This window comes from Sulfitobacter profundi, assembly GCF_042661425.1.
Lineage (GTDB): Bacteria > Pseudomonadota > Alphaproteobacteria > Rhodobacterales > Rhodobacteraceae > Sulfitobacter > Sulfitobacter profundi.
Genome location: NZ_JBHSWA010000001.1, coordinates 2325720 through 2345128 on the forward strand (window position 1 = coordinate 2325720; position 19409 = coordinate 2345128).

Consider the following 19409-nt stretch of genomic DNA (forward strand, 5'->3'; position numbering starts at 1 on the left):
GTCGGTCTTAGCTTGGCACCGCGTTGCCTGTGGTGTCGCCCAAGCCCGTTTCGCGGGCCTTGGCGGCGGCCAGTGTGTCGCGCAGACGGCCTTCCATTTCCTGCAACTCCTTCTCGGCATTGGCGCGTTTTGCCTTGCCTTCATCGGCGATTTGCAGGGATTCTTCGATGGTGCCGATCAGGTCTTCGTTGGCCTGTTTCACCGCTTCGATGTCGAAGACGCCGCGCTCCATTTCCTGACGGATCACCTTGTTGCTGTCACGCAGGTTCTTGGCGTTGGAGGTGAGCAATTCGTTGGTCAGGTCATTCGCCTCGCGCACCGCATTGGCCGCGTCACCGCTGCGCTGGATGGTGACGGCTTGGGCCAGTTGCGTTTCCCACAGCGGTACGGTGTTCACCAAGGTCGAGTTGATCTTGGTCACGAGGCTTTTGTCGTTCTCCTGCACCAGACGGATCGAAGGCAGGGATTGCATGGTGACCTGACGTGTCAGTTTCAGATCATGCACCCGACGCTCCAGATCATCGCGGGCGGCACGCAGATCACGGAGTTCCTGCGCCCGCATCACCTGATCGTCTTCGTTCGCCTTATCCAGCGCGGTCTGTTTGGCGGGGATGGTCTTGTGATCCAACTCTTCGATCTTGGCCTCACCGGCCGAGATATAAAGCGCCAGTTCGTCGTAGAATTGCAGCGTCTTTTCATAAAGCAGGTCGAGCGATTTGATGTCTTTCAGCAGCGTATGCTCATGCGCCAGCAGGTTGTCGGTGATCCGGTCGATCTGGCCTTGTACCTCTTCGAAACGCGCGGTGAATTTGGCGAATGGGGTGGCGCGGCCCAGCAGTTTTTCCCACCAGCTTTGTTTGCGCCGCACGTCCAACTCAGAGACCGAGAAGCCGCGGATCGCGCTGACCATGGTGCGCAGGCTATCGCCCGCGGGGCCGACATCCTTGTTGCGCACATCGGCCAGCATGGATTGGCTGATTTCTTGCAACTCGGCCTGCGCGGCAGAGCCGAAACTGACGATGGACTGCGTATCGGTCACGTCGATCTCGGCCATACGCTTTTGGATTTCCGCGCTCTGTGCTGCATCGGCTTTGGCCAATGGCACGATGGCATTGGCATCCGCCGGTTCGGGCAAAACGGTTGCGTTCACTTCTTCCACCAACCCTTGCGATTGGGCAGCTTTTTCACGGAGGGCATCGGTCATCACTGATCTTCCTTGGTATTTGCAGGGGCGGCCTGTTCCAGTCGGACCCCCTCGCGGGAGAGGCGTTCACGCAGCACGTCGATTTCCACGTTCAGATCGCTGCGGTCGTCCAGCAGGGACTTCGCTGTGCGGGCGGCAAAGTTCTGATCCAGATCGTCGAGCAAAGCGAGGTAGTCGTCGCGGGCTTGCGCGTCTTGGTTGCGGGCATAGAGGTCGGCGAATTTCACCGTCGCATCATGCGCGCCGCGCAGATAGACGACAAGGTATTTGCGGGCGGCGGTCAGGTCGCGGGGGTCTTCTTCGACGGTGCGGATCAAATGGCGGGCGGTTTCTTGGAACTCGGCCAGCCGTGCTTCGGCGCGCCGGTCGCCTGCACGCAAGATCGCTTGGCTCATGCCCGAGAGCAGCTTTTCGGCCTCATCTACCACGCGGGCGACGCGGTCTTGCTGGAAGGTGTCGATCCCCTCCATGCCTTTGTTCTGCAAGGGATCAATGCCAAATGCCGCAAGGTGCAGGGCCGAGGCCGCGAGGCCGTAGAGCAGGGCTGCGATAAGGCTCGGGTCATTGCTGTATGCAGCAAGGGCTGCGCCAGCGCCCGCCAATACTGCAGCCAGAATTTTGCGCGGCAGGACCGGGCGGCGGGCAACTTTGCGTTCGTGGTATTCCGCCTCGGCCAGCAGTCCGTCGCGCAGTAGCCAGACGCCCGAAGCCAACAAAAACGCCCCGCCAAGGCCAAGGACCAGCGTGCCCGCGCCACCGATAAGCGAGGTTCCAGCCAGCAGGACCGGGGGCAAGAACATCAGGTTCACCCGCCCGCCCACAGGATCGACCCGCAGGCGGCGGGTCTTGCGCGGTGTGCTGCCGGGGGTGGCGTCCGTGTCGGGGCTATATTTGCCGCCAAAGCGCTGCGCCATGGATCAAAGCCCCCGAGAAAACCGCTGGTCAGCCCAAGCAGCAAAACCAGCAACGCCCCAAAGGCGATTTTTTGAAAGGTCGTTGGCGCCATCATGTTTCCCCTCTCGCCGCCCCAGATCGGGCGCAGCGCCGTGCCGGCACTGTCAGCCGCGCGCCCCAAGAGCGAGGCCGCGCCGAGGATGATAACCACGAGCGCGGCCAAGGCCACCAAAAACATCACTATTCGCAACATATTGCCCTTTTCTGCCAGCGGTTTCGCGCTGATCTTGCCCTGCCGTTCTCTATTCAACGCACGCAGGTCGGCAGCGTTCCGGAAACGCGCAGGGCAACTTGGGGCAGCGCCGGTCAGCGGCGGGGTTTTGGCCCCGGCCACCGGGCTTTGGCCCCGGTTTGCCGTCCGGCTTCGCACTGGGGCGCCCTGCGGGACGCGCCCCCGGTTTGCCGCTGGGTTTACCACTGGATTTACCACTGGGCCTGCCTTGGGCTGCCTTGCCACGCGGTGCATTCTTCGCCTTGCCGCCACCACGGCGGGGCGGCGGTTCGTCATCTTCGCCGGGTTGTACGGGCAGACCGGGCTGGCCCGCGCCCCCGAAGCCGCCGGGTTTGCGGCGTGGCGGGCGGCGTAGACCCGTGGGCTTTTTCACAGCGGTGCCGCTGGGGTCTTCCAACTCAAGGCCCAGTTGATCGCGCACGACCTTGCGACGCAGTTCTTCCACCTCGCCGATCTTCAGCTCGCCCAATTGGAACGGGCCGTAAGAGATGCGGATCAGTCGGTTCACAGTCAGGCCCACGGCCTCCATCGCGCGGCGATCTCGCGATTGCGGCCTTCGCGCAGGCCGATGGTCAACCAAGCATTCGCACCTTGTTGGCGGTCCAATGTCACGTCCATCGGCTGGAAATTTTCGCCCTCCACGGTGATGCCGCGGCGCAGAGGCTCCAGCATTTCATCCGTGGGGCGGCCATTCACCCGCGCGCGGTAGCGGCGCAGCCAGCCGGTGCTGGGCAGTTCCAGTTTGCGTTTCACGCCGCCATCGTTGGTCAGCAGCAAAAGCCCTTCGGAATTGAGGTCAAGCCGGCCTACGGTCATCACGCGGGGCATGTCCTCGGGCAGGGCATCAAAGATCGTTTCGCGGCCCTTCTCGTCAGAGTTTGTCGTCACCAGCCCGGTGGGCTTGTGATAAAGCCAGATGCGCGGCGGCTCGGGCGCGCCGACGGGGGTGTTGTCGACGGTGATCTTATCCTCAGGTGTGACGTTCAGCGCGGGCGAGGTGATCTGCTCTCCGTTCACGCGCACGCGGCCCGCTTCGATCATGCGCTCGGCCTCGCGGCGCGAGGCAATACCGGCGCGCGACAGCACCTTGGCGATGCGGTCGCCCTTGGATGTGCTGGCGTCAGCATCGGTGTCGGTGTTTTGCGGGCCGGAGCCGGAGGGGGCGTTTTTGCGTTCATACACTGCGCTTACCCTGTTTCACGGGCTTGCGAAAGGGTGGCGTTTGCGGCCATGTGACGGAATGGAGTTTCGCTCATATATGGGTCAGGCGCTGGCCGAGGCCCGCGCCGCTGCCGCGCGTGGCGAGGTGCCGGTGGGGGCGGTTGTCGTCTCACCCGAAGGGCAGATCGTCGCGACGGCAGGCAACGAAACCCGCGCGCGCAACGATCCCACCGCCCATGCCGAGATGCTGGCCCTGCGTGCGGCCTGTGCGGCTGTTGGCTCAGAACGGCTGATCGGTCACGCGCTCTACGTCACGTTGGAGCCCTGCGCGATGTGCGCCGGGGCCATTGCTGCCGCGCGGCTGGAGCGCTTGTTTTATGGTGCGGCAGACCCCAAATCAGGCGGCGTGGCGCAGGGCGCGCGGGTGTTCTCGCATCCCCAGTGCCATCACGCACCGCAGGTCTTTGACGGCATCGCCGCGCGGGACTCAGAGCAGCTTTTAACTGCATTTTTCCAAGCCAAAAGAGGGGGTAACCCATGGCAGGCAATAGGGATTTGGCGCAATTCGTGCGGGATGCGCTCAGCGCAGGCAAAAGCCGCGTTGAGATCGCCGCAGTGTTGGGCCAAGCGGGCTGGTCAGCGCAAGAGGTCAGCGACGCATTGGAAGGCTGGGCGGATGTGCCCTTTGCCCCGCCGGTGCCACGCCCGCGCCCCGTGGTCACGGCGCGGGATTTTTTCGTCTATGCGCTGATGTTCGGGGCGCTGCTTTTTGGCGCGGGGTATCTGGTGGGGCTGCTGCATGCTTTGATCGACCACTTCATCTCCTCAGAGGGCGGCGGGGCGACCTATCGCATCCGCTGGGCAATGGCGGTGCTGATCGTGACGCTGCCGCTGTACCTGTGGCTGGCCACCCGCGAAAACAGGCGGTTGGCCGCTGATCCGGCGCTGGCGCGCTCGGCCATTCGCAGTTGGATGACCTACGTGACCCTGCTTTTCGCCGCTGCGGTCCTGTTGGGCGATCTGGTAGCGGTGATCTATGCCTTCCTCAGTGGCGACCTGACAGTGCAATTCGCGTTGAAGGCGCTGGTGGTGGCGGAATCGCCGGGGGCATCTTTGGCTATTACCGCCGCGATGGGCGGCAGGGGGCGACCGGGTGAACCGGCTGTTCTTTGGCGGTGCCGTGGCTGTGGTCTTGGCCGCGCTCCTTGCCGGTTTCGCCGTGGTCGGCGGGCCGGGTCATGCGCGCGCCGAAAGCCGTGACCAGACCCGTCTGGCAGACCTGCGGCACCTCGCCGATGCGCTTATTTGCGAGACTGCAGAGCAGGCGGCGTTCTCTCGCGCCTGTCGCAGCACAGAGCAGAGCCTCCACGATCCGCTGACCGGCGCCGCCTATGAGGTGGCGCGAGGGGCTGAGAGCCTCGCTGTCTGCGCGACTTTTGAGGTGCCTCAAGAGAAAACGGTCGCCTCTGGGCGGGAGCGGCTGCATTTCGACGGGGCGGTGGGGTGCCTGCGCTATCGGCGCGTCCCATCTTCGCGGCAATGGGTGGTGCAGGCGCCCTGAGCGGGAGAGGGGTGCGATTGACGGCCTGCCGCTGCCCGGCGGCTTAGGTCGGTTAAAGCGGCGCTAAGCTCGCCTTACCCGGCTCCACAACGCAAAAGGCCACGCGTAAACCGCGTGGCCTTTTGAAACCGTTCAAAGCAGGCGATCTTACTTGATCTTGCCTTCTTTGTATTCGACGTGCTTGCGCGCAACGGGGTCGTACTTTTTGATGACCATCTTCTCGGTCATGGTGCGTGCGTTCTTCTTGGTCACGTAGAAATGGCCTGTGCCCGCGGACGAGTTCAGGCGGATCTTGATCGTGGTTGGCTTCGCCATGTGTCTTCTCCTGCTGCACGGCCGCGCAGGCGTGCGTGAATTCTGAATTTCGGGTTCTAGTCAGACCCGCGCCCGAGTCAACCGCTATTTGCCCGTCCGGTGCCGAAAGACGCCGGTTTCGTCGAAAAACCTGCCTTTCGGACCTGAAAGGGCAGGAATATGCGCGGAAGGCCTATAAGCCGGATTTTGTACCTGTCCGAAAACAGGCGATGACCATTCCTCTGACTGCACCGTTGCCGATGCAGCTATAGCTGCCAACCCGGACCTGCTGGGGCAGAAGAGCCCCGCCTTTGACCCGAAGATCAACGGCGCGCGGTCCCTATTTGGCATTGCTCCCGGTGGGGCTTGCCGTGCCAGAGCTGTTGCCAGCCCCGCGGTGGGCTCTTACCCCACCGTTTCACCCTTACCCCTTGGGGGTTCCGGCAAGCCGGACCAAGGGGCGGTTTCATTTCTGTGGCGCTTTCCGTCGGGTTGCCCCGCCCGGGCGTTACCCGGCACCGTTTCTTCTTGGAGTCCGGACTTTCCTCTACGTCGCTTTTGCCCCGCAAAAGCGACGCCACGGATGTCACACATGCGTGTGACGGCAGTGGTCGTCGGTCATGCGACGCGAGACGACGCAGCGGCCATCCAGCCTTCCGCGCATCCCCGCCCTAGACGCCGCCGCGTGGCGCGTCAATGGGGGCGGGCAGGGCGGCAAGGTCTGCGGGGGTGAGAGGGCCGCGCCCGTGGGGCCTGAAACGCATCCGCACGGTCTCTAGCAGCGTGGCATCGTCACAGGGCGCGGTGAAGCCTGCGGCTTGCGCGGCGGCGCGGAAGGTATCGGCTGTGGCGGTCTTTGGCGCAACGCCATCGCCCGCAGGCAAGGCCAGCCCCCGCCGCGCCAGCCGTGCCCAATCGAATCGGGGGCCGGGGTCGACCTTTCGGCCCGGTGCCATGCAGGAGTGGCCGATTATCCCGCCGGGCGGGATGCCGTGACGTTCCATGATGCCGGGCAGGAGGGTTTCGAGCGCGCGCATCTGCGGTTCTGAGAAGGGGTGATCGCCGCGGTTGTCCAACTCGATCCCGATGGAGCGGGAGTTGATGTCGTCCAGACCGGCCCATTCGCCGACGCCCGCGTGCCAAGCGCGCTGGTCTTCTTTAACCAATTGCAGGATGCGCCCGTTGCCACAGATCAGATAATGCGCAGAGACAGCCGCAGAGGGGTCGCAGAGCCGATCCAGCGCCGCTTGGGCGCTGGTCATGGCCGTGTGGTGCAGGACGATAAGCCGGGGCCGCAGCCCGCCGCGTCGCGGGCCGCAATTGGGCGAAGGATGCGCCGTCACGTCAGGCGCGACAGGCATCTATCAGCCCTGTGCAGCCCGGCGGAAGGGGTGGGATCCCAGTCGCAGGCAAAGCCATCGCCATCGGGGTCCATGCCCTCGCGGTCCTTTTCGGGACCACCGGCCTCAAGGAAAGCAATCTGCGCTTGGTCAGCGTGGCTGTACTGCGCGCAGGCACGTTCAAACTTGCGGGCCTTGTTAAAGCCGATACGGCTATAGACCTGCTGACCGACCGATTGGTTGGATTGCAGCGCATAGGCGACAATGTTCGGGCCGACGTTCCGACGCTCGGGCAGTGCTTCGGGCTGAACCACCTGATATTGGGCGCGGTTGGCGGCCACGCGGGCCGCGTCGTCTTGAATGCTGCGCTGGCCCGACACGGCGTCAAAGTTGTTCTCGTTCGAGATGCCAACGGCGTTGACCGCGGCGGGGGCGGGTTCGACGGGCTGGCGTTCACCGGGGAAACGCCCGAGTTGGTCGTGGCGTCATTGCCCAGACCGTTGCTTGCCCCGCCTGGACGGGTCGCCGCCAGAACGCGGGCAGTTTCCGCCGCCGTCGCTTCGGGGGAGCCGTCATCTAACGGCTGGGCGGTCACGTCAGAGGTGAAGCTGCCGTCGCCCGCCAGCGCCGCATCGCGTGCGCGCTGCTCGGCTTCGAAATTGCTGTCGCCAAAGCCGACGCCGCGCCCGCTGTTGATGTTCCCGGAATCGGGGATAGCCGGTTGGCAGGCTGCCAAAAGACCGCCTGCTGTCATCGCTAGAAGTGTCCGTGTGATCATCTGACCCGCTCTCGCCTCTTATTCACCGCCCTGCGGCTTACCACCATTTCTCGGGCTTGGCCACAAAACCGGCCGCCTTCTCCAGCGCATAGGCGGAGGACAGCAACTCGGCCTCTTCCCACGGGCGCCCGATCAGTTGCAGACCCAACGGCAAGCCTGTGGCGCTTTGCCCCGTCGGCAGCGCGACACCGGGCAGACCGGCAAGGTTCACCGTTACGGTGAACACGTCGTTGAGATACATCGCCACCGGATCGGCATCCTTCATCTCGCCCAGACCAAAGGCGGCCGAAGGCGTGGCTGGGGTCAGGATGCTGTCGATGCCTTGGGCAAAGACGTCTTCGAAGTCTTTCTTGATCAGGGTGCGGACCTTGCGGGCGCGGTTGTAATAGGCGTCGTAGAAGCCTGCGGAGAGCACATAGGTGCCAACCATGACGCGGCGCTGCACCTCGTGGCCGAAGCCCTCGGCGCGGGTTTTCTCGTACATCTCGGTGATGCCGTCGCCGTGGTCGAGCTTGGCGCGGTGGCCAAAGCGCACCCCGTCATAGCGCGCGAGGTTCGAGGAGGCTTCGGCAGGCGCGATGACATAATAAGCGGGCAGGGCGTATTTCGTGTGCGGCAGCGAAATGTCGACGATCTCGGCGCCTGCGTCCTTCATCATGGCGATGCCGTCTTGCCAGAGCTTGTCGATCTCTTCGGGCATGCCATCCATGCGGTATTCGCGCGGGATGCCGATTTTCTTGCCACGGATGTCGCCAGTGAGGGCCGCCTCAAAGTCCGGCACGGCCAAATCGGCGCTGGTGCTGTCCTTGGCGTCATGGCCGCACATGGCTTCCAGCATGATCGCGGCGTCGCGCACGGTTTTGGTCATCGGCCCGGCTTGGTCGAGGCTTGAGGCGAAGGCGACGATGCCCCAACGCGAGCAGCGGCCATAGGTCGGCTTGATGCCCACGGTGCCGGTAAAGGCCGCAGGCTGGCGGATCGAGCCGCCGGTGTCGGTGCCGGTCGCGGCGAGGCACAGATCAGCCGCCACGGCGGCGGCAGAGCCACCCGAGGAGCCGCCCGGTGTCAGGTCCGCCGTGTCACCCGCGCGGCGCCACGGATTCACCGCGTTGCCATAGACGGAAGTCTCGTTCGACGAGCCCATGGCGAATTCGTCCATGTTGAGCTTGCCTAGCATGACCGCGCCGCTGTCTTTCAGCTTTTGGCTGACGGTGCTTTCATATTCGGGCAGGAACCCTTCGAGGATGCGGCTGCCCGCTTGGCTTGGCACGCCTTTGGTGCAGAAAAGATCCTTGATGCCGATGGGCAGGCCGCACATGGCAGGCGCGTCGCCCTGTTTGATGCGCGCGTCAGCCTCGGCGGCCTGTTCCATCGCGATCTCGGGGGTGCGGTGCACAAAGGCGTTAAGAGCGCCTGCGCCGTCGATGGCCTTGAGGCAGGCTTCGGTCAGGTCTTTCGAGGTGGTCTCACCCTTGCGCAGGGCATCGCGGGCTTCGGCAAGGCTCAGTTTGTTCAGATCGGTCATTATTCCACCACCTTCGGCACGGCAAAGAACCCTTCACGGGCATCGGGGGCATTGGCCAGCACGCGGTCCTGCTGGTCGCCATCGGTGACCACATCCTCGCGCCGCTTCAGGCGTTGCGGGGTCACGGAGGTCATCGGCTCGACGCCGTCGACATCCACCTCGGACAGCTGCTCGATAAAGCCGAGGATGTTGTTGAACTCTTCCGCCAGCGCCGGAAGCGCCTCGGGTTCAACCTTGATCCGGGCCAGTTTCGCCACCCGTGCGGCGGTGTTTTCGTCGATCGACATGAACATCTCCATCTCTTTGTGGGTCCTCTACCGTTTGGGGGCGGGCCTCGCAAGGGTTTGAGAGGGGCGAAGCGGAGCCGCGCAGCGCCAGACCGGGGGATGGCGCCTGCTTCGAAGCAGTTGGGCAATTTATGTTTGCTGGGGTATTGCGCGATGGCGGGATGGCGTCCGGCTTGCAGAAGCGCCAGCCCGTTGGGCCGGTCTGGCGCTGCCCGGCGGGCATGCGCCCTTGATTCCGGGCTGGTGGCATGCGGAGGCGTTTACTTGATTCCGCGCTTCGGAGGGTCAAATCTGACGTAAAACCCACATTACTCAGGAGACCCTCATGAACATCATCTGGCTCGGCCACGGCTCATTCCGCATCGAGATCGAAGATCAAGTGCTGCTGATCGACCCTTGGCTCAAAGACAACCCGATGCTGGACGAACAGCATTATGCCGAAGCGATCAAAGGCGCGACTCAAATCCTCGTCACCCACGGCCATTTCGACCACACGGCTGACATCGCCGACATCGCCAGCCGGACCAATGCACCGGTGGCGGGGATGGTCGAACTGATGGGCTGGCTGGAAAGCAAAGGCGTCGCACAAACCACGGGCTTTAACAAAGGCGGCACGATCCGCACGGGCGAAGTGGCGATCACCATGGTTCCGGCCTCGCATTCCTCATCCGTGGAAGGCGACAACGGGCCGATCTACACCGGGATGGAGACGGGGTTCATGATCTCGGGCGAGGGGCATACGATCTATCATTCCGGCGACACAGCGATCATGGCGGATATGGATTGGATGGGCGACTATCACAAACCCGACATTGGCATTCTATCCGCGGGCGGGCATTTCACGATGGACATGGCGCAGGCCGCCTATGCCGCGAAACGCTATTTTAATTTCAAGACGGTTATCCCCTGCCACTACCGCACCTTCGACGCGCTGGAGCAATCGGCGCAGGCGTTGACCGATGGCCTGCCCGGCGTCGATGTGGTGGAGCCGCAGGTGATGCAGCCGATCACCGTCTGACCAACTGCCCCGACCGCCTTGCGCGCCAAGGCGGAACGGGGGATACCTGAATGAACCACCGGGGAAATGCTATGTTTGCCAAAACGACTGCCGTGATCTTGTTGCTGACGCTGGGGGCCTGCGCCCCGCTGGACCGGGCCGAGCCTACCGGCAGTGTCGGCTTTACCGGCGTGGGTGGTGACCGGCCAGTCATCTTCCCGGCGCATCTTTTGGTGTACCAGCCGCAATAGACGTAAGGCGGCTGAGATGCCCAAAGAAGGTCACTTCATCAACCGCAGCAATTGGCTGCGCGCTGCCGTTTTGGGGGCCAACGACGGTATCGTCTCTTCTGCCAGCCTGCTGGTGGGGGTGAGCGCGGCAGGTATGGCGCAGGGCAATGTCTTGCTGACCGGGCTTGCGGGGCTCACCGCCGGGGCGCTGTCAATGGCGGCAGGGGAGTATGTCTCGGTCTCGGCACAGGCGGATGTTGAGAAGGCCGATTTGGAGCGCGAGCGCGTGGCCCTGATCGAAGACCCGGATTACGAGCTGAGCGAACTTGCCGAAGGGCTGGAGAACCGGGGCGTGGAAAGTGACCTCGCGTTGGAAGTCGCAGCACAGATGACCGACCATGACGCCTTGGGCGCCCACGCGCGCGAAGAGTTGGGCATGTTCGGCCTTGCCGGTCAGGCCGATCCGCTGCAGGCGGCGGGCGCCTCGGCGCTGGCCTTTGCCTTGGGCGGCGGGCTGCCCTTGTTGGCGGCTGTTCTGGCCCCTGCGGGGGCGCGTGGCCTGACGATCGCTTTGGTTGCGTTGCTGGCGCTGGTGCTGCTTGGCGCGGGCGGGGCACAATTGGGCGGTGCGCCGAAACGGCCCGCCATCAGGCGTGTCGTTTTCTGGGGTGGTTTGGCCATGGCCGTGACCGCGGGGGTCGGCCATCTTTTCGGAGCGATTGGCTGACCGCTTTGACTTTAAATGCCGCCAAAGAAAAAGGCCGACCCCTTTCAGGGCCGGCCTTTCGCATCAGATGGTCCAGCGATTACTCGCGGTTGCCGAAGAGCGACAGCAACATCATGAACATGTTGATGAAGTCCAGATAGAGGCTCAGCGCGCCCATGATCGCGGCCTTGCCCAGCCACTCAGTGTCGCCGTGATGCGCGTGGGCCAGATACTCGGTCTTGATCTTCTGGGTGTCATAGGCGGTCAGACCCGCAAAGATCAGAACACCGATGGCCGAAATCGCGAACATCAGCGCCGAAGAGGCGAGGAAGATATTAACGATCGACGCGACGACCAGACCGATCACGCCCATGATCAAGAAGCTGCCCCAGCCGGAGATGTCCTTCTTGGTGGTGTAGCCCCAGAGCGACAGACCGGCGAAGGCGATCGATGTGATCAAAAAGACCTGCGCGATGGAATAGCCGGTGAAGACCAGAAAGATCGAGCTGATCGAGATGCCCATGACGGCAGCGAAGGCGTAGAACACGACCTGCGCCGTGGCCGCCGACATTTTGTTGATCATCGCGCTAAAGCCAAAGACAAAAGCGAGCGGCGCGAACATTACGACCCATTTCAGCGGCGAGGCATAGAGCGCATAGCCCAACTGCGTCAGGTACTTATCTTGGCTAAGCTGCGCCGCGGCGGCGGAGGGGTCGGAGGTAACCGACAGCCCAGAGATGGCCCAAGCCGCGGCGAAGGTGATGAGCATGCCGATCGACATGGTGCCATACACCTTGTTCATATGAGCGCGCAGACCCTCGTCGATCGCGGCGACGCGCGACCCGGCAGCAGAGCGAATTGAATTGACGTCAGCCATTTAGTGACTCCCATTGGCAAAGTTGCGTGTCGAAACCCGGCCGACACGTTCTTGGCTTTGAATATCGGGCCTGAAGGGGCGAATTTCAAGTGTCTTGCAGCCTGATATCACGGCAATAATCGCGGGTTTCGCCCCGGATTTGTCAGGGGCGCGCGCTGAGGGTCGGTAAGACCTCTGTTTCGGGCGGGCGGGTCGCCCAAGGTGCGGTGATCGGCGGAAAAGCACCGATGCTTCGGCGGCGCGGCGGGGCGCGGGTAACGGTGACGTGAACCACCCGAGAGCCAGAAAAACGGCATTTGAACTATTCCGGGGGAACCGATTGATATTCTTCGCGTTCATCCAATGGTTGCCGAGCGGAAAACCACTACAGCCAAGGAAACTTGGAGATTCAACGCCCGCCGGTCAAAGAGAGAGAGGGGCAGTGCACCGCCTGAGGTTGCGGTCGAAACGGAACGGATTTTTACCATCACGTGAAATTTCTTTGCCGAATTCAACGCAACCGCTATGATAGGAGGTAGGACTTTCACGCAACCCCTGCGGTATTGCGTGAAGCAACGGCACACTTCGTCCTTGTTTGGAACAGAGATTGGCACGGTCGCATGTGCCCTATAAGGATTAAAGAATATGGTGCATGTGGTAGATGTACATGTGGGTAAACGTATCAGGCAGCGGCGCTGGCTGACGGGGATGACCCAACAGAAACTGGCGGAACTCGTCGGAATCAAATTCCAACAGATACAAAAATACGAAACCGGCGCCAACCGCGTCAGCGCTTCGCGGCTTTGGGATATCGCGGATGCGCTTGGCGTGCCTGTGTCTTTCTTCTTTGAAGGATTGAAAGACGAAGAGGTCGCAGATGGCCCAGCGGTGGACGGGCTGCCAGCCGATCTGATGGCCGACAAAGAGGCGATGGAGCTGGTCCGTTCTTACTATGCCATCCCCGAGAACCAGCGCCGCCGGTTGTTCGAACTGGCCCGCGTGCTGAGCGATGTGGCCTGATCCCATCCGGGTCGTCTTTCTTGGCCTAGCTTTTGAAGGGCCAACATTCTAGGGCCCGACTTTCTAAAGCATTGGCAGGCTTGCGCAAACCCGCGCAAACTGTCAGGTCTTCGTCATGATGAACGCCACTGATTTTGATCCTGATATTCGCCGCGTCGCCCATCTGATGGCGGATGCGGCGCGTCAGGTGATCCTGCCCTATTTCCGCAGCCTTGATTTGCAGGCCGACAACAAGCTCGGTACCGGTTTTGACCCCGTGACCGAGGCGGATCGCGCCGCCGAACGGGCGATGCGCGATATCTTGGCGGCGGAACGGCCCGCCGATGGCATCTTGGGCGAGGAATATGGCGCGCAGCCCGGCACGTCGGGGCTGACATGGGTGCTTGACCCGATTGACGGCACACGCGGGTTTCTCAGCGGCACGCCGACTTGGGGCGTGCTGATCGCGGTCAGCGATGCGTCGGGGCCATTCTACGGCATCATTGACCAGCCCTATATCGGCGAGCGGTTCGAGGGCGCACCGGATGGCGCGCTGATGACCGGGCCGCATGGAAGCCGCCCCCTGCAGGCCCGCGCGGCGCGGGACCTGCGACAGGCCATCGTTTTCACCACATTCCCCGAGGTCGGCAGCCCCGATGAGGCCAGTGCCTTTCGGGCCGTGGCCTCGCAGGCGCTGCTGACCCGCTATGGCATGGATTGCTACGCCTATGCTTTGGTCGCGGCCGGGCAGGTCGATCTGGTGATCGAGGCAGGATTGAACGCCTATGACATTCAAGCGCCAATCGCAGTGATCCAAGCGGCAGGGGGATCGTCACCGATTGGCAGGGCAACCCGGTGCATGAGGGGGCAGGGCGCTTGCGGCGGCCAACCGCGAAATCCACGCGCAGGCGCTTGCGGTCCTTTCCGCATATTGATCCAATTGTCGAAACCCGCGGATTGACCGGCCCCGGCGGGATGCGATAAATGCCGTAAAGGCCGGTTCTCTCGCCCGTTTTCCATCGGCCACACACACTTTGCATGAGACGGGCATAGCGAAAAGTGTGACCTATGGCAGAGACCCTCATCCGCGGCGCGGATTACCTTATCACGATGGACGATACCCGGCGCGAGCTTGCCGGTGCAGACCTGTTGCTGCGCGACGGGGTGATTGCCGAGATCGGGCAGGGCCTTCGGACGGAGGGCGAGATTGTCGAGGCGAAGGGTTGCATCGTCACGCCGGGACTCGTGAACACGCATCACCACCTTTACCAGAGCATGACCCGCGCCGTGCCGGGCGCACAGGATGCGCTGCTCTTTGGCTGGTTGCAGCGGCTCTATCCGATCTGGGCGCGTATGGGGCCGGAGCATATGTCCGTCTCGGCCCAGATTGGGTTGGCGGAACTGGCGCTGTCGGGCTGTAGCCTGAGTTCGGACCACCTTTATCTCTACCCAAACGGCGTGCGGCTGGAGGATACGATCCACGCCGCCGCCGAACTGGGCCTGCGGTTTCACCCCACGCGCGGCTCGATGAGCATCGGTGAAAGCGATGGTGGCCTGCCACCCGATGCGCTGGTGGAGCGGGAAGCGGCGATCTTGGAAGATTGCATCCGCGTGGTCGACGCCTTCCATGATCCTGCCGAAGGGTCGATGTGTCGTGTCGGATTGGCACCTTGTTCACCTTTCTCGGTCAGTCGCGAGTTGATGCGCGACACGGCGCTTCTGGCGCGGGACAAAGGCGTGATGCTGCACACCCATCTGGCCGAGAATGCCGAGGATGTGGCCTATTCGCTGGAGAAATTCGGCTGCCGCCCCGGAGAATATGCCGAAAGCCTTGGTTGGCTGGGCGATGACGTCTGGCATGCCCATTGTGTGCAGTTGGACGCGTCTGAGATTGACCTCTTTGCCCGGACCCGCACCGGGGTCGCGCATTGCCCCTGTTCCAATTGCCGCCTTGGGTCAGGCATCGCGCCGGTACGGGCGATGCTGGATGCAGGCGTGCCGCTGGGGCTGGGGGTCGATGGATCGGCCAGCAACGACAGCGGCAATCTGGCAGCCGAGGCGCGGCAGGCGATGTTGTTGCAGCGCGTGGCGCGCGGCGCTGATGCGATGAGCCCCCGCGCCGCCTTGGAACTGGCCACACGCGGCGGGGCGGATGTGCTGGGGCGCCCTGATTGCGGGCGGCTGATGGTCGGCAAACGCGCCGATGTGGCAATTTGGGACGTTTCCGGCGTGCATAGTGCGGGCAGTTGGGATCCGGCTGCGCTGCTTCTTGCCGGTCCGACGGCGGTGCGCGACCTTTTCGTTGAAGGCCGTCAGGTGGTGCGCGATGGTCACGTCACCACGATTGACTTGGCCGCACAGGTGGCGCGGCAAAACGAATTGGCGAAAGGCTTGGCTGAATGAGGCCATTTTTTCTATCGATCCTGATGCTGGCAGGCATGCCGGCATTGGCCGACCCCATGGGGTTGGAGCGCGTAAATGCGTTGCGGGATGTGCAGGGGCTCAAACCCCTCGTCTATGATGGCCGTTTGGCGCAGGCGGCCCAAACCCATGCCAGCGATATGGCAGAGCATGACTATTTCAGCCACAAAGGCCGCGATGGCACGGATGTGGGCCGTCGTGCCGCGATGGCGGGCTATCAATGGTGTTTTGTGGCCGAGAATATCGCCAAGGGCCAGCAGTCATTGGATGAGGTCATGACCGGCTGGACCAACTCGCCGGGGCATTACCGCAATATGGTCGACAGCCGTGCCGAAGAGATGGGGCTGGTGCAGGCCGATAGTGAAGTTTGGGTGATGGTGCTGGGCGCGCCCTGCTGAGGCGACCCACTCACGGTTGGCGCGTTACGCCGTGCCACCCCGACGCGCACCCGCAACCCAAACATCTGCAATCGCGCGGTCATCGCCCATCATGATGGTGGCGAAAAGGCTTTCCCAGATATCCTTGGCCGCCGCGTGACGCTGCGCGATGGCGGGGGTGGAGTTGAGCGATAGCACGGTAATATCCGCTTCCATCCCTTCGGCCAGACTGCCGACGTGATCCTGCAGATGCAGACTGCGGGCCGAGCCTGCGGTGGCGAGCCAGATCAGCTGCGCCGCGTGCAGCGGGGTGCCGCGCAACTGGCCGACCTCATAGGCTGCGGCCATCGTTCGCAGCATCGAGAAGGAAGAGCCGCCCCCGGTATCCGTTGCCAGCGCCAGCGGAATGCCCCGCGCGGCAAGCCCGGTCATGTCAAACAGCCCCGAACCGATAAACGTATTGGAGGTGGGGCAATGCACCAGCGCCCCGCCTGTCTCTGCCAGCCGGTCAATCTCACGCGGCTCTAGGTGGATCGCATGGCCGTAGAGCCCGCGTTCGCCCAGCAGCCCATGGGCCTCATAGGTATCAAGGTAATCGCGCGCCTCTGGGAACAGCCCGCGCACCCATTCGATCTCATCCGTCTGCTCGCTGAGGTGGGTCTGCATCGGGCAGGTCGGATGCTCTGCCCAAAGCGCGCCTAGGGCCGAGAGTTGTTCGGGCGTTGAGGTCGGAGAGAAACGCGGCGTGATCGCATAGCTCGCGCGGCCCTTGCCGTGCCAACGCTCGATCAGCGCTTTGCTGTCATCATAGGCCGATTGCACCGTGTCGCGCAGCCCCTCGGGGGCGTTGCGGTCCATGCAGGTCTTGCCCGCTACGATCCGTTGGCCGCGATCCTCTGCCGCCTGAAACAGCGCGTCGGCGCTGTGGGGGTGGATCGTGCAGTAAGACGCAACAGTGGTGGTCCCATGGGCCAGCGTCAGGTCCAAATAGCGCGCGGCGATGTCGCCCGCATAGGCCGGATCCGAGAGGCGCATCTCTTCGGGGAAGGTGTAGGTATTCAGCCAGTCGATCAGCCGCTTACCCCATGACGCGATGATCGCGGTCTGCGGATAATGCACGTGGGCATCGACAAAGCCCGGACAAATTAACGCATCGCCATAGCGCGTCACCTCGGCCTGCGGATGGTCGGCACGCAGGCGTTCGCCATTGCCCACGGCGACAATGCGACTGTCTTCGATCAAGACACCGCCTTCGGTGTCGATCTTCACGGCATCCTCCCACGCGCTTTGCATCGGGTTGCCGGAATAGCTGAGCGTTGCGCCCAAAAGGAGTCGTTGATTTGTCATGCCAGTGGTTTAGGTGAGGGCGAGACGGGGAACAATACCGAAGCGTCGCGGGCGGCATTGTGCCCGTGCGGGCGCTTGCATATTGTCGGCCCAAAGCGCAGCACAGGCACGGAGAACGCGGATGGCAGAGCAGATCGAAGAGCTGGATCCGGCGGTAGCCTCTGAGGAGAATGCCGAAGCCTATATGCTGGACCGCAAGGCCGTTGCCGCGATCCTTGAGACCGTAGAGGCCAACGATCAAGCCCATCTGACCCAGTTGATGGAACCGCTGCACGCGGCGGATATCGCTGACCTTTTGGAACAGATCGACGAGGATGACCGCGCAGCGCTGATCCGGCTCTATGGGCAGGAATTCGACGGTGAGATTCTGTCGGAACTCGACGAGTCGATCCGCGAAGAAGTCATCTCCATCCTGACGCCGCAGGTTCTGACACAAGCGGTGCGTGAACTGGACAGCGATGATGTCGTCGACCTGATCGAAGATCTGGAAGACGCGCAGCAGGAAACCATCCTCGACGCGCTGGAGGAAACCGACCGGGTCGCCGTTGAACAGGCGCTGAACTGGCCAGAATACTCCGCCGGTCGTCTGATGCAGCGCGAGGTTGTGATGGCGCCCGAGCATTGGACGGTGGGCCAGACCATCGACCATCTGCGCGCCACCAAGGAAGAAGACCTGCCAGACCAGTTCTATCACATCGTCATGGTCGACCCGCGTCTGCACCCGGTGGGCAATGTGACGCTGGGCAAGCTGATGCGCTCGCGCCGCGAGACGCGGCTGGCGGATATCCTGGAGGAAACCTTCCAGATCATCCCCGCGATGCGCGATGAGGGCGATGTGGCCTATGCGTTTAACCAGTACCACCTGATCTCGGCCCCGGTGGTTGATGAAGAGGGGCGGTTGATCGGCGTCATCACCATCGACGACGCCATGGCGGTGCTCGACGAAGAACACGAAGAAGACATCCTGCGACTGGCGGGTGTGGGCGAGGGCTCACTTTCCGACCGTGTGGCGGAAACGACCAAACAGCGTCTGCCATGGCTTGCGGTGAACCTTGTAACGGCGATTGCCGCGTCGATGGTGATTTCGCAGTTCGAGGCCGCGATTGCGCAGATCGTGGCGCTGGCGGTGCTGATGCCGATCGTCGCCTCCATGGGCGGCAACGCGGGCACGCAGAGCCTGACCGTCGCGGTGCGTGCGATTGCGACGAAAGACCTTACCGGCTCGAACGTCTGGCGGGTGATCCGGCGGGAGGTTCTGGTGGGGCTGGTGAACGGTCTGATCTTTGCGGTGATCATGGGGATTGTCGGGGTGATCTGGTTCGGCTCTCCGGCGCTTGGTTATGTGATCGCGACCGCGATGGTGATCAACCTTGTGGTGGCAGGGCTGGCTGGCACCGGTATTCCGATCTTGCTGGAGCGGTTCGGGATTGACCCGGCGCTCGCCTCGGGGGCCTTTGTCACCACGGTGACGGATGTTGTCGGCTTCTTTGCCTTCCTCGGTCTCGCGGCGCTGGTGCTTTTGTGAGCGAGGCTGCAGCGCGTAAGGCCGCGGCGCGCAAGGCCGCCTTTGCCCGCCGCAAGCCGTTGTTTGAACAGGCGAATGCCGCGCAGGCTGGGTATCTGTCTGAAGTTTTGGCAGGCTATCGCGGCGTGCCGCTTTCGGGCTTCATGCCCATTCGCACCGAAATCGACCCCCGCCCGGCCATGGCCGAGGCCTGCGCCCACGGCCCGGTCGGCGTGCCGGTGATCATGTGGCCCGACCACCCGCTGTCCTTTTCGCGCTGGACACCCGAGACGCCGATGGTCGCGGGCACTTTCGGCGCGATGATCCCCGAACATAACGATTTTTTCGAACCCGAGATCGTGATCGTTCCGCTGCTGGCCTTTAACCGCGCAGGCGCGCGGCTGGGCTATGGCGGCGGATTTTATGATCGGACACTGGCGATGCTGCGCGCGCGCCGGGCCACCATGGCAATCGGTTTCGCCTTTGCCGGGCAGGAGAGCGACGACGTTCCGTTGGAAGACACCGATGAGCCGCTGGATCTGATCGTGACAGAGGCCGGGGTGATTGAGGTGGCGTGACGTTAACCCGCCCACGTGGAATAAGGCCCCGCGCGGAGTAAGGCCCCAAATGGAACGA

Annotated in this window: 19 protein-coding genes, 1 other RNA gene and 3 pseudogenes; 12 read left to right on the forward strand and 11 right to left on the reverse strand. The window is 63.1% G+C overall.

Annotated elements, in window-relative coordinates; genetic code table 11:
• Nucleotides 1-7: 7 nt before the first annotated feature.
• The 3 genes and pseudogenes from ACFQAU_RS12130 to ACFQAU_RS12140 form a co-directional block, all read right to left on the reverse strand.
• Entirely contained in the window at nucleotides 8-1204 is a 1197-nt protein-coding gene (locus tag ACFQAU_RS12130) for a toxic anion resistance protein (RefSeq protein ID WP_120351575.1), read from the reverse strand.
• Nucleotides 1204-2118, reverse strand: coding sequence for a 5-bromo-4-chloroindolyl phosphate hydrolysis family protein (locus tag ACFQAU_RS12135; RefSeq protein WP_132444414.1), 915 nt, complete (start codon nucleotides 2116-2118; stop codon nucleotides 1204-1206). Before ACFQAU_RS12135 ends, ACFQAU_RS12130 begins: the two co-directional genes overlap by 1 nt.
• Before the next feature lie 282 nt (nucleotides 2119-2400).
• Nucleotides 2401-3572 (reverse strand): annotated as a pseudogene (locus tag ACFQAU_RS12140) (pseudouridine synthase).
• 58 nt (nucleotides 3573-3630) lie between these two features.
• Here ACFQAU_RS12140 and ACFQAU_RS12145 point away from each other — a divergent pair.
• The 3 genes and pseudogenes from ACFQAU_RS12145 to ACFQAU_RS12155 form a co-directional block, all read left to right on the forward strand.
• Nucleotides 3631-4083, forward strand: a pseudogene (locus ACFQAU_RS12145) (nucleoside deaminase); the annotation flags it as partial.
• Between the two features lie 5 nt (nucleotides 4084-4088).
• On the forward strand, nucleotides 4089-4811 hold the full coding sequence (locus ACFQAU_RS12150) for a DUF5671 domain-containing protein (RefSeq protein ID WP_386282487.1): 723 nt from the start codon (nucleotides 4089-4091) through the stop codon (nucleotides 4809-4811).
• Nucleotides 4744-5112, forward strand: a complete 369-nt coding sequence (locus ACFQAU_RS12155) for a hypothetical protein (RefSeq protein WP_386282490.1) — start codon at nucleotides 4744-4746, stop codon at nucleotides 5110-5112. Before ACFQAU_RS12150 ends, ACFQAU_RS12155 begins: the two co-directional genes overlap by 68 nt.
• Nucleotides 5113-5259: 147 nt before the next feature.
• Here the strand turns inward: ACFQAU_RS12155 and rpmG are convergent, their stop codons facing one another.
• The 6 genes from rpmG to gatC all read right to left on the reverse strand — a co-directional run bounded on the left by rpmG (nucleotide 5260) and on the right by gatC (nucleotide 9336).
• Entirely contained in the window at nucleotides 5260-5427 is a 168-nt protein-coding gene (rpmG, locus tag ACFQAU_RS12160) for a 50S ribosomal protein L33 (protein WP_007119221.1), read from the reverse strand.
• Between the two features lie 159 nt (nucleotides 5428-5586).
• Nucleotides 5587-6066, reverse strand: an RNA gene (gene rnpB, locus ACFQAU_RS12165) — RNase P RNA component class A.
• Nucleotides 6067-6077: 11 nt separating this feature from the next.
• Entirely contained in the window at nucleotides 6078-6767 is a 690-nt protein-coding gene (locus ACFQAU_RS12170) for an N-acetylmuramoyl-L-alanine amidase (protein ID WP_132444417.1), read from the reverse strand.
• Entirely contained in the window at nucleotides 6746-7126 is a 381-nt protein-coding gene (locus ACFQAU_RS12175) for a hypothetical protein (RefSeq protein ID WP_386282495.1), read from the reverse strand. Before ACFQAU_RS12175 ends, ACFQAU_RS12170 begins: the two co-directional genes overlap by 22 nt.
• 435 nt (nucleotides 7127-7561) lie before the next feature.
• On the reverse strand, nucleotides 7562-9049 hold the full coding sequence (gatA, locus tag ACFQAU_RS12180) for an Asp-tRNA(Asn)/Glu-tRNA(Gln) amidotransferase subunit GatA (protein ID WP_120351567.1): 1488 nt from the start codon (nucleotides 9047-9049) through the stop codon (nucleotides 7562-7564).
• A complete protein-coding gene (gene gatC / locus ACFQAU_RS12185) occupies nucleotides 9049-9336 on the reverse strand; it encodes an Asp-tRNA(Asn)/Glu-tRNA(Gln) amidotransferase subunit GatC (protein WP_067627510.1) in 288 nt (95 codons plus the stop codon). The genes gatA and gatC overlap by 1 nt, the downstream gene beginning before the upstream one ends.
• Nucleotides 9337-9661: 325 nt before the next feature.
• Between gatC and ACFQAU_RS12190 the strand changes: the two genes are divergently transcribed.
• From ACFQAU_RS12190 to ACFQAU_RS12200, 3 genes are all read left to right on the forward strand, one after another.
• On the forward strand, nucleotides 9662-10354 hold the full coding sequence (locus ACFQAU_RS12190) for a metal-dependent hydrolase (RefSeq protein WP_132444419.1): 693 nt from the start codon (nucleotides 9662-9664) through the stop codon (nucleotides 10352-10354).
• Nucleotides 10355-10425: 71 nt separating this feature from the next.
• On the forward strand, nucleotides 10426-10584 hold the full coding sequence (locus ACFQAU_RS12195; RefSeq protein ID WP_165935557.1) for a hypothetical protein: 159 nt from the start codon (nucleotides 10426-10428) through the stop codon (nucleotides 10582-10584).
• 16 nt (nucleotides 10585-10600) lie between these two features.
• Nucleotides 10601-11290, forward strand: a complete 690-nt coding sequence (locus tag ACFQAU_RS12200; RefSeq protein WP_067942101.1) for a VIT1/CCC1 transporter family protein — start codon at nucleotides 10601-10603, stop codon at nucleotides 11288-11290.
• Nucleotides 11291-11369: 79 nt separating this feature from the next.
• Here ACFQAU_RS12200 and ACFQAU_RS12205 read toward each other — a convergent pair whose 3' ends face one another.
• Nucleotides 11370-12146: a Bax inhibitor-1/YccA family protein gene (locus ACFQAU_RS12205; protein WP_132444420.1), complete on the reverse strand. Its 777-nt coding sequence runs from the start codon at nucleotides 12144-12146 to the stop codon at nucleotides 11370-11372.
• Between the two features lie 624 nt (nucleotides 12147-12770).
• On the opposite strand from ACFQAU_RS12205, the gene ACFQAU_RS12210 reads away from it, so the two are divergent.
• From ACFQAU_RS12210 to ACFQAU_RS12225, 4 genes and pseudogenes are all read left to right on the forward strand, one after another.
• The gene (locus ACFQAU_RS12210; RefSeq protein WP_120351565.1) at nucleotides 12771-13145 is read left to right on the forward strand and encodes a helix-turn-helix domain-containing protein; all 375 of its coding nucleotides are present in this window, start codon (nucleotides 12771-12773) and stop codon (nucleotides 13143-13145) included.
• Nucleotides 13146-13260: 115 nt separating this feature from the next.
• Nucleotides 13261-14059, forward strand: a pseudogene (gene hisN, locus ACFQAU_RS12215) (histidinol-phosphatase).
• Between the two features lie 133 nt (nucleotides 14060-14192).
• Nucleotides 14193-15527, forward strand: a complete 1335-nt coding sequence (locus tag ACFQAU_RS12220) for an 8-oxoguanine deaminase (RefSeq protein ID WP_132444421.1) — start codon at nucleotides 14193-14195, stop codon at nucleotides 15525-15527.
• Nucleotides 15524-15943, forward strand: coding sequence for a CAP domain-containing protein (locus ACFQAU_RS12225; RefSeq protein ID WP_120351562.1), 420 nt, complete (start codon nucleotides 15524-15526; stop codon nucleotides 15941-15943). Before ACFQAU_RS12220 ends, ACFQAU_RS12225 begins: the two co-directional genes overlap by 4 nt.
• 24 nt (nucleotides 15944-15967) lie before the next feature.
• Here the strand turns inward: ACFQAU_RS12225 and guaD are convergent, their stop codons facing one another.
• A complete protein-coding gene (gene guaD, locus ACFQAU_RS12230; RefSeq protein ID WP_132444422.1) occupies nucleotides 15968-17269 on the reverse strand; it encodes a guanine deaminase in 1302 nt (433 codons plus the stop codon).
• A gap of 121 nt (nucleotides 17270-17390) precedes the next feature.
• Between guaD and mgtE the strand changes: the two genes are divergently transcribed.
• On the forward strand, nucleotides 17391-18794 hold the full coding sequence (gene mgtE / locus ACFQAU_RS12235; protein WP_120351560.1) for a magnesium transporter: 1404 nt from the start codon (nucleotides 17391-17393) through the stop codon (nucleotides 18792-18794).
• Nucleotides 18791-19351, forward strand: coding sequence for a 5-formyltetrahydrofolate cyclo-ligase (locus ACFQAU_RS12240; protein WP_120351559.1), 561 nt, complete (start codon nucleotides 18791-18793; stop codon nucleotides 19349-19351). Before mgtE ends, ACFQAU_RS12240 begins: the two co-directional genes overlap by 4 nt.
• Nucleotides 19352-19409 lie beyond the last annotated feature (58 nt).

Excerpts from the sequence above, each read along its gene's own strand:
- ACFQAU_RS12130 (WP_120351575.1), bottom strand. The coding sequence starts at position 1,204 with ATGACCGATGCCCTCCGTGAAAAAGCTGCCCAATCGCAAGGGTTGGTG.
- ACFQAU_RS12135 (WP_132444414.1), bottom strand. The coding sequence starts at position 2,118 with ATGGCGCAGCGCTTTGGCGGCAAATATAGCCCCGACACGGACGCCACC.
- ACFQAU_RS12150 (WP_386282487.1), top strand. The coding sequence starts at position 4,089 with ATGGCAGGCAATAGGGATTTGGCGCAATTCGTGCGGGATGCGCTCAGC.
- rpmG (WP_007119221.1), bottom strand. The coding sequence starts at position 5,427 with ATGGCGAAGCCAACCACGATCAAGATCCGCCTGAACTCGTCCGCGGGC.
- ACFQAU_RS12170 (WP_132444417.1), bottom strand. The coding sequence starts at position 6,767 with ATGCCTGTCGCGCCTGACGTGACGGCGCATCCTTCGCCCAATTGCGGC.
- gatA (WP_120351567.1), bottom strand. The coding sequence starts at position 9,049 with ATGACCGATCTGAACAAACTGAGCCTTGCCGAAGCCCGCGATGCCCTG.
- gatC (WP_067627510.1), bottom strand. The coding sequence starts at position 9,336 with ATGTCGATCGACGAAAACACCGCCGCACGGGTGGCGAAACTGGCCCGG.
- ACFQAU_RS12190 (WP_132444419.1), top strand. The coding sequence starts at position 9,662 with ATGAACATCATCTGGCTCGGCCACGGCTCATTCCGCATCGAGATCGAA.
- ACFQAU_RS12195 (WP_165935557.1), top strand. The coding sequence starts at position 10,426 with ATGTTTGCCAAAACGACTGCCGTGATCTTGTTGCTGACGCTGGGGGCC.
- ACFQAU_RS12200 (WP_067942101.1), top strand. The coding sequence starts at position 10,601 with ATGCCCAAAGAAGGTCACTTCATCAACCGCAGCAATTGGCTGCGCGCT.
- ACFQAU_RS12205 (WP_132444420.1), bottom strand. The coding sequence starts at position 12,146 with ATGGCTGACGTCAATTCAATTCGCTCTGCTGCCGGGTCGCGCGTCGCC.
- ACFQAU_RS12210 (WP_120351565.1), top strand. The coding sequence starts at position 12,771 with ATGGTGCATGTGGTAGATGTACATGTGGGTAAACGTATCAGGCAGCGG.
- ACFQAU_RS12220 (WP_132444421.1), top strand. The coding sequence starts at position 14,193 with ATGGCAGAGACCCTCATCCGCGGCGCGGATTACCTTATCACGATGGAC.
- ACFQAU_RS12225 (WP_120351562.1), top strand. The coding sequence starts at position 15,524 with ATGAGGCCATTTTTTCTATCGATCCTGATGCTGGCAGGCATGCCGGCA.
- guaD (WP_132444422.1), bottom strand. The coding sequence starts at position 17,269 with ATGACAAATCAACGACTCCTTTTGGGCGCAACGCTCAGCTATTCCGGC.
- mgtE (WP_120351560.1), top strand. The coding sequence starts at position 17,391 with ATGGCAGAGCAGATCGAAGAGCTGGATCCGGCGGTAGCCTCTGAGGAG.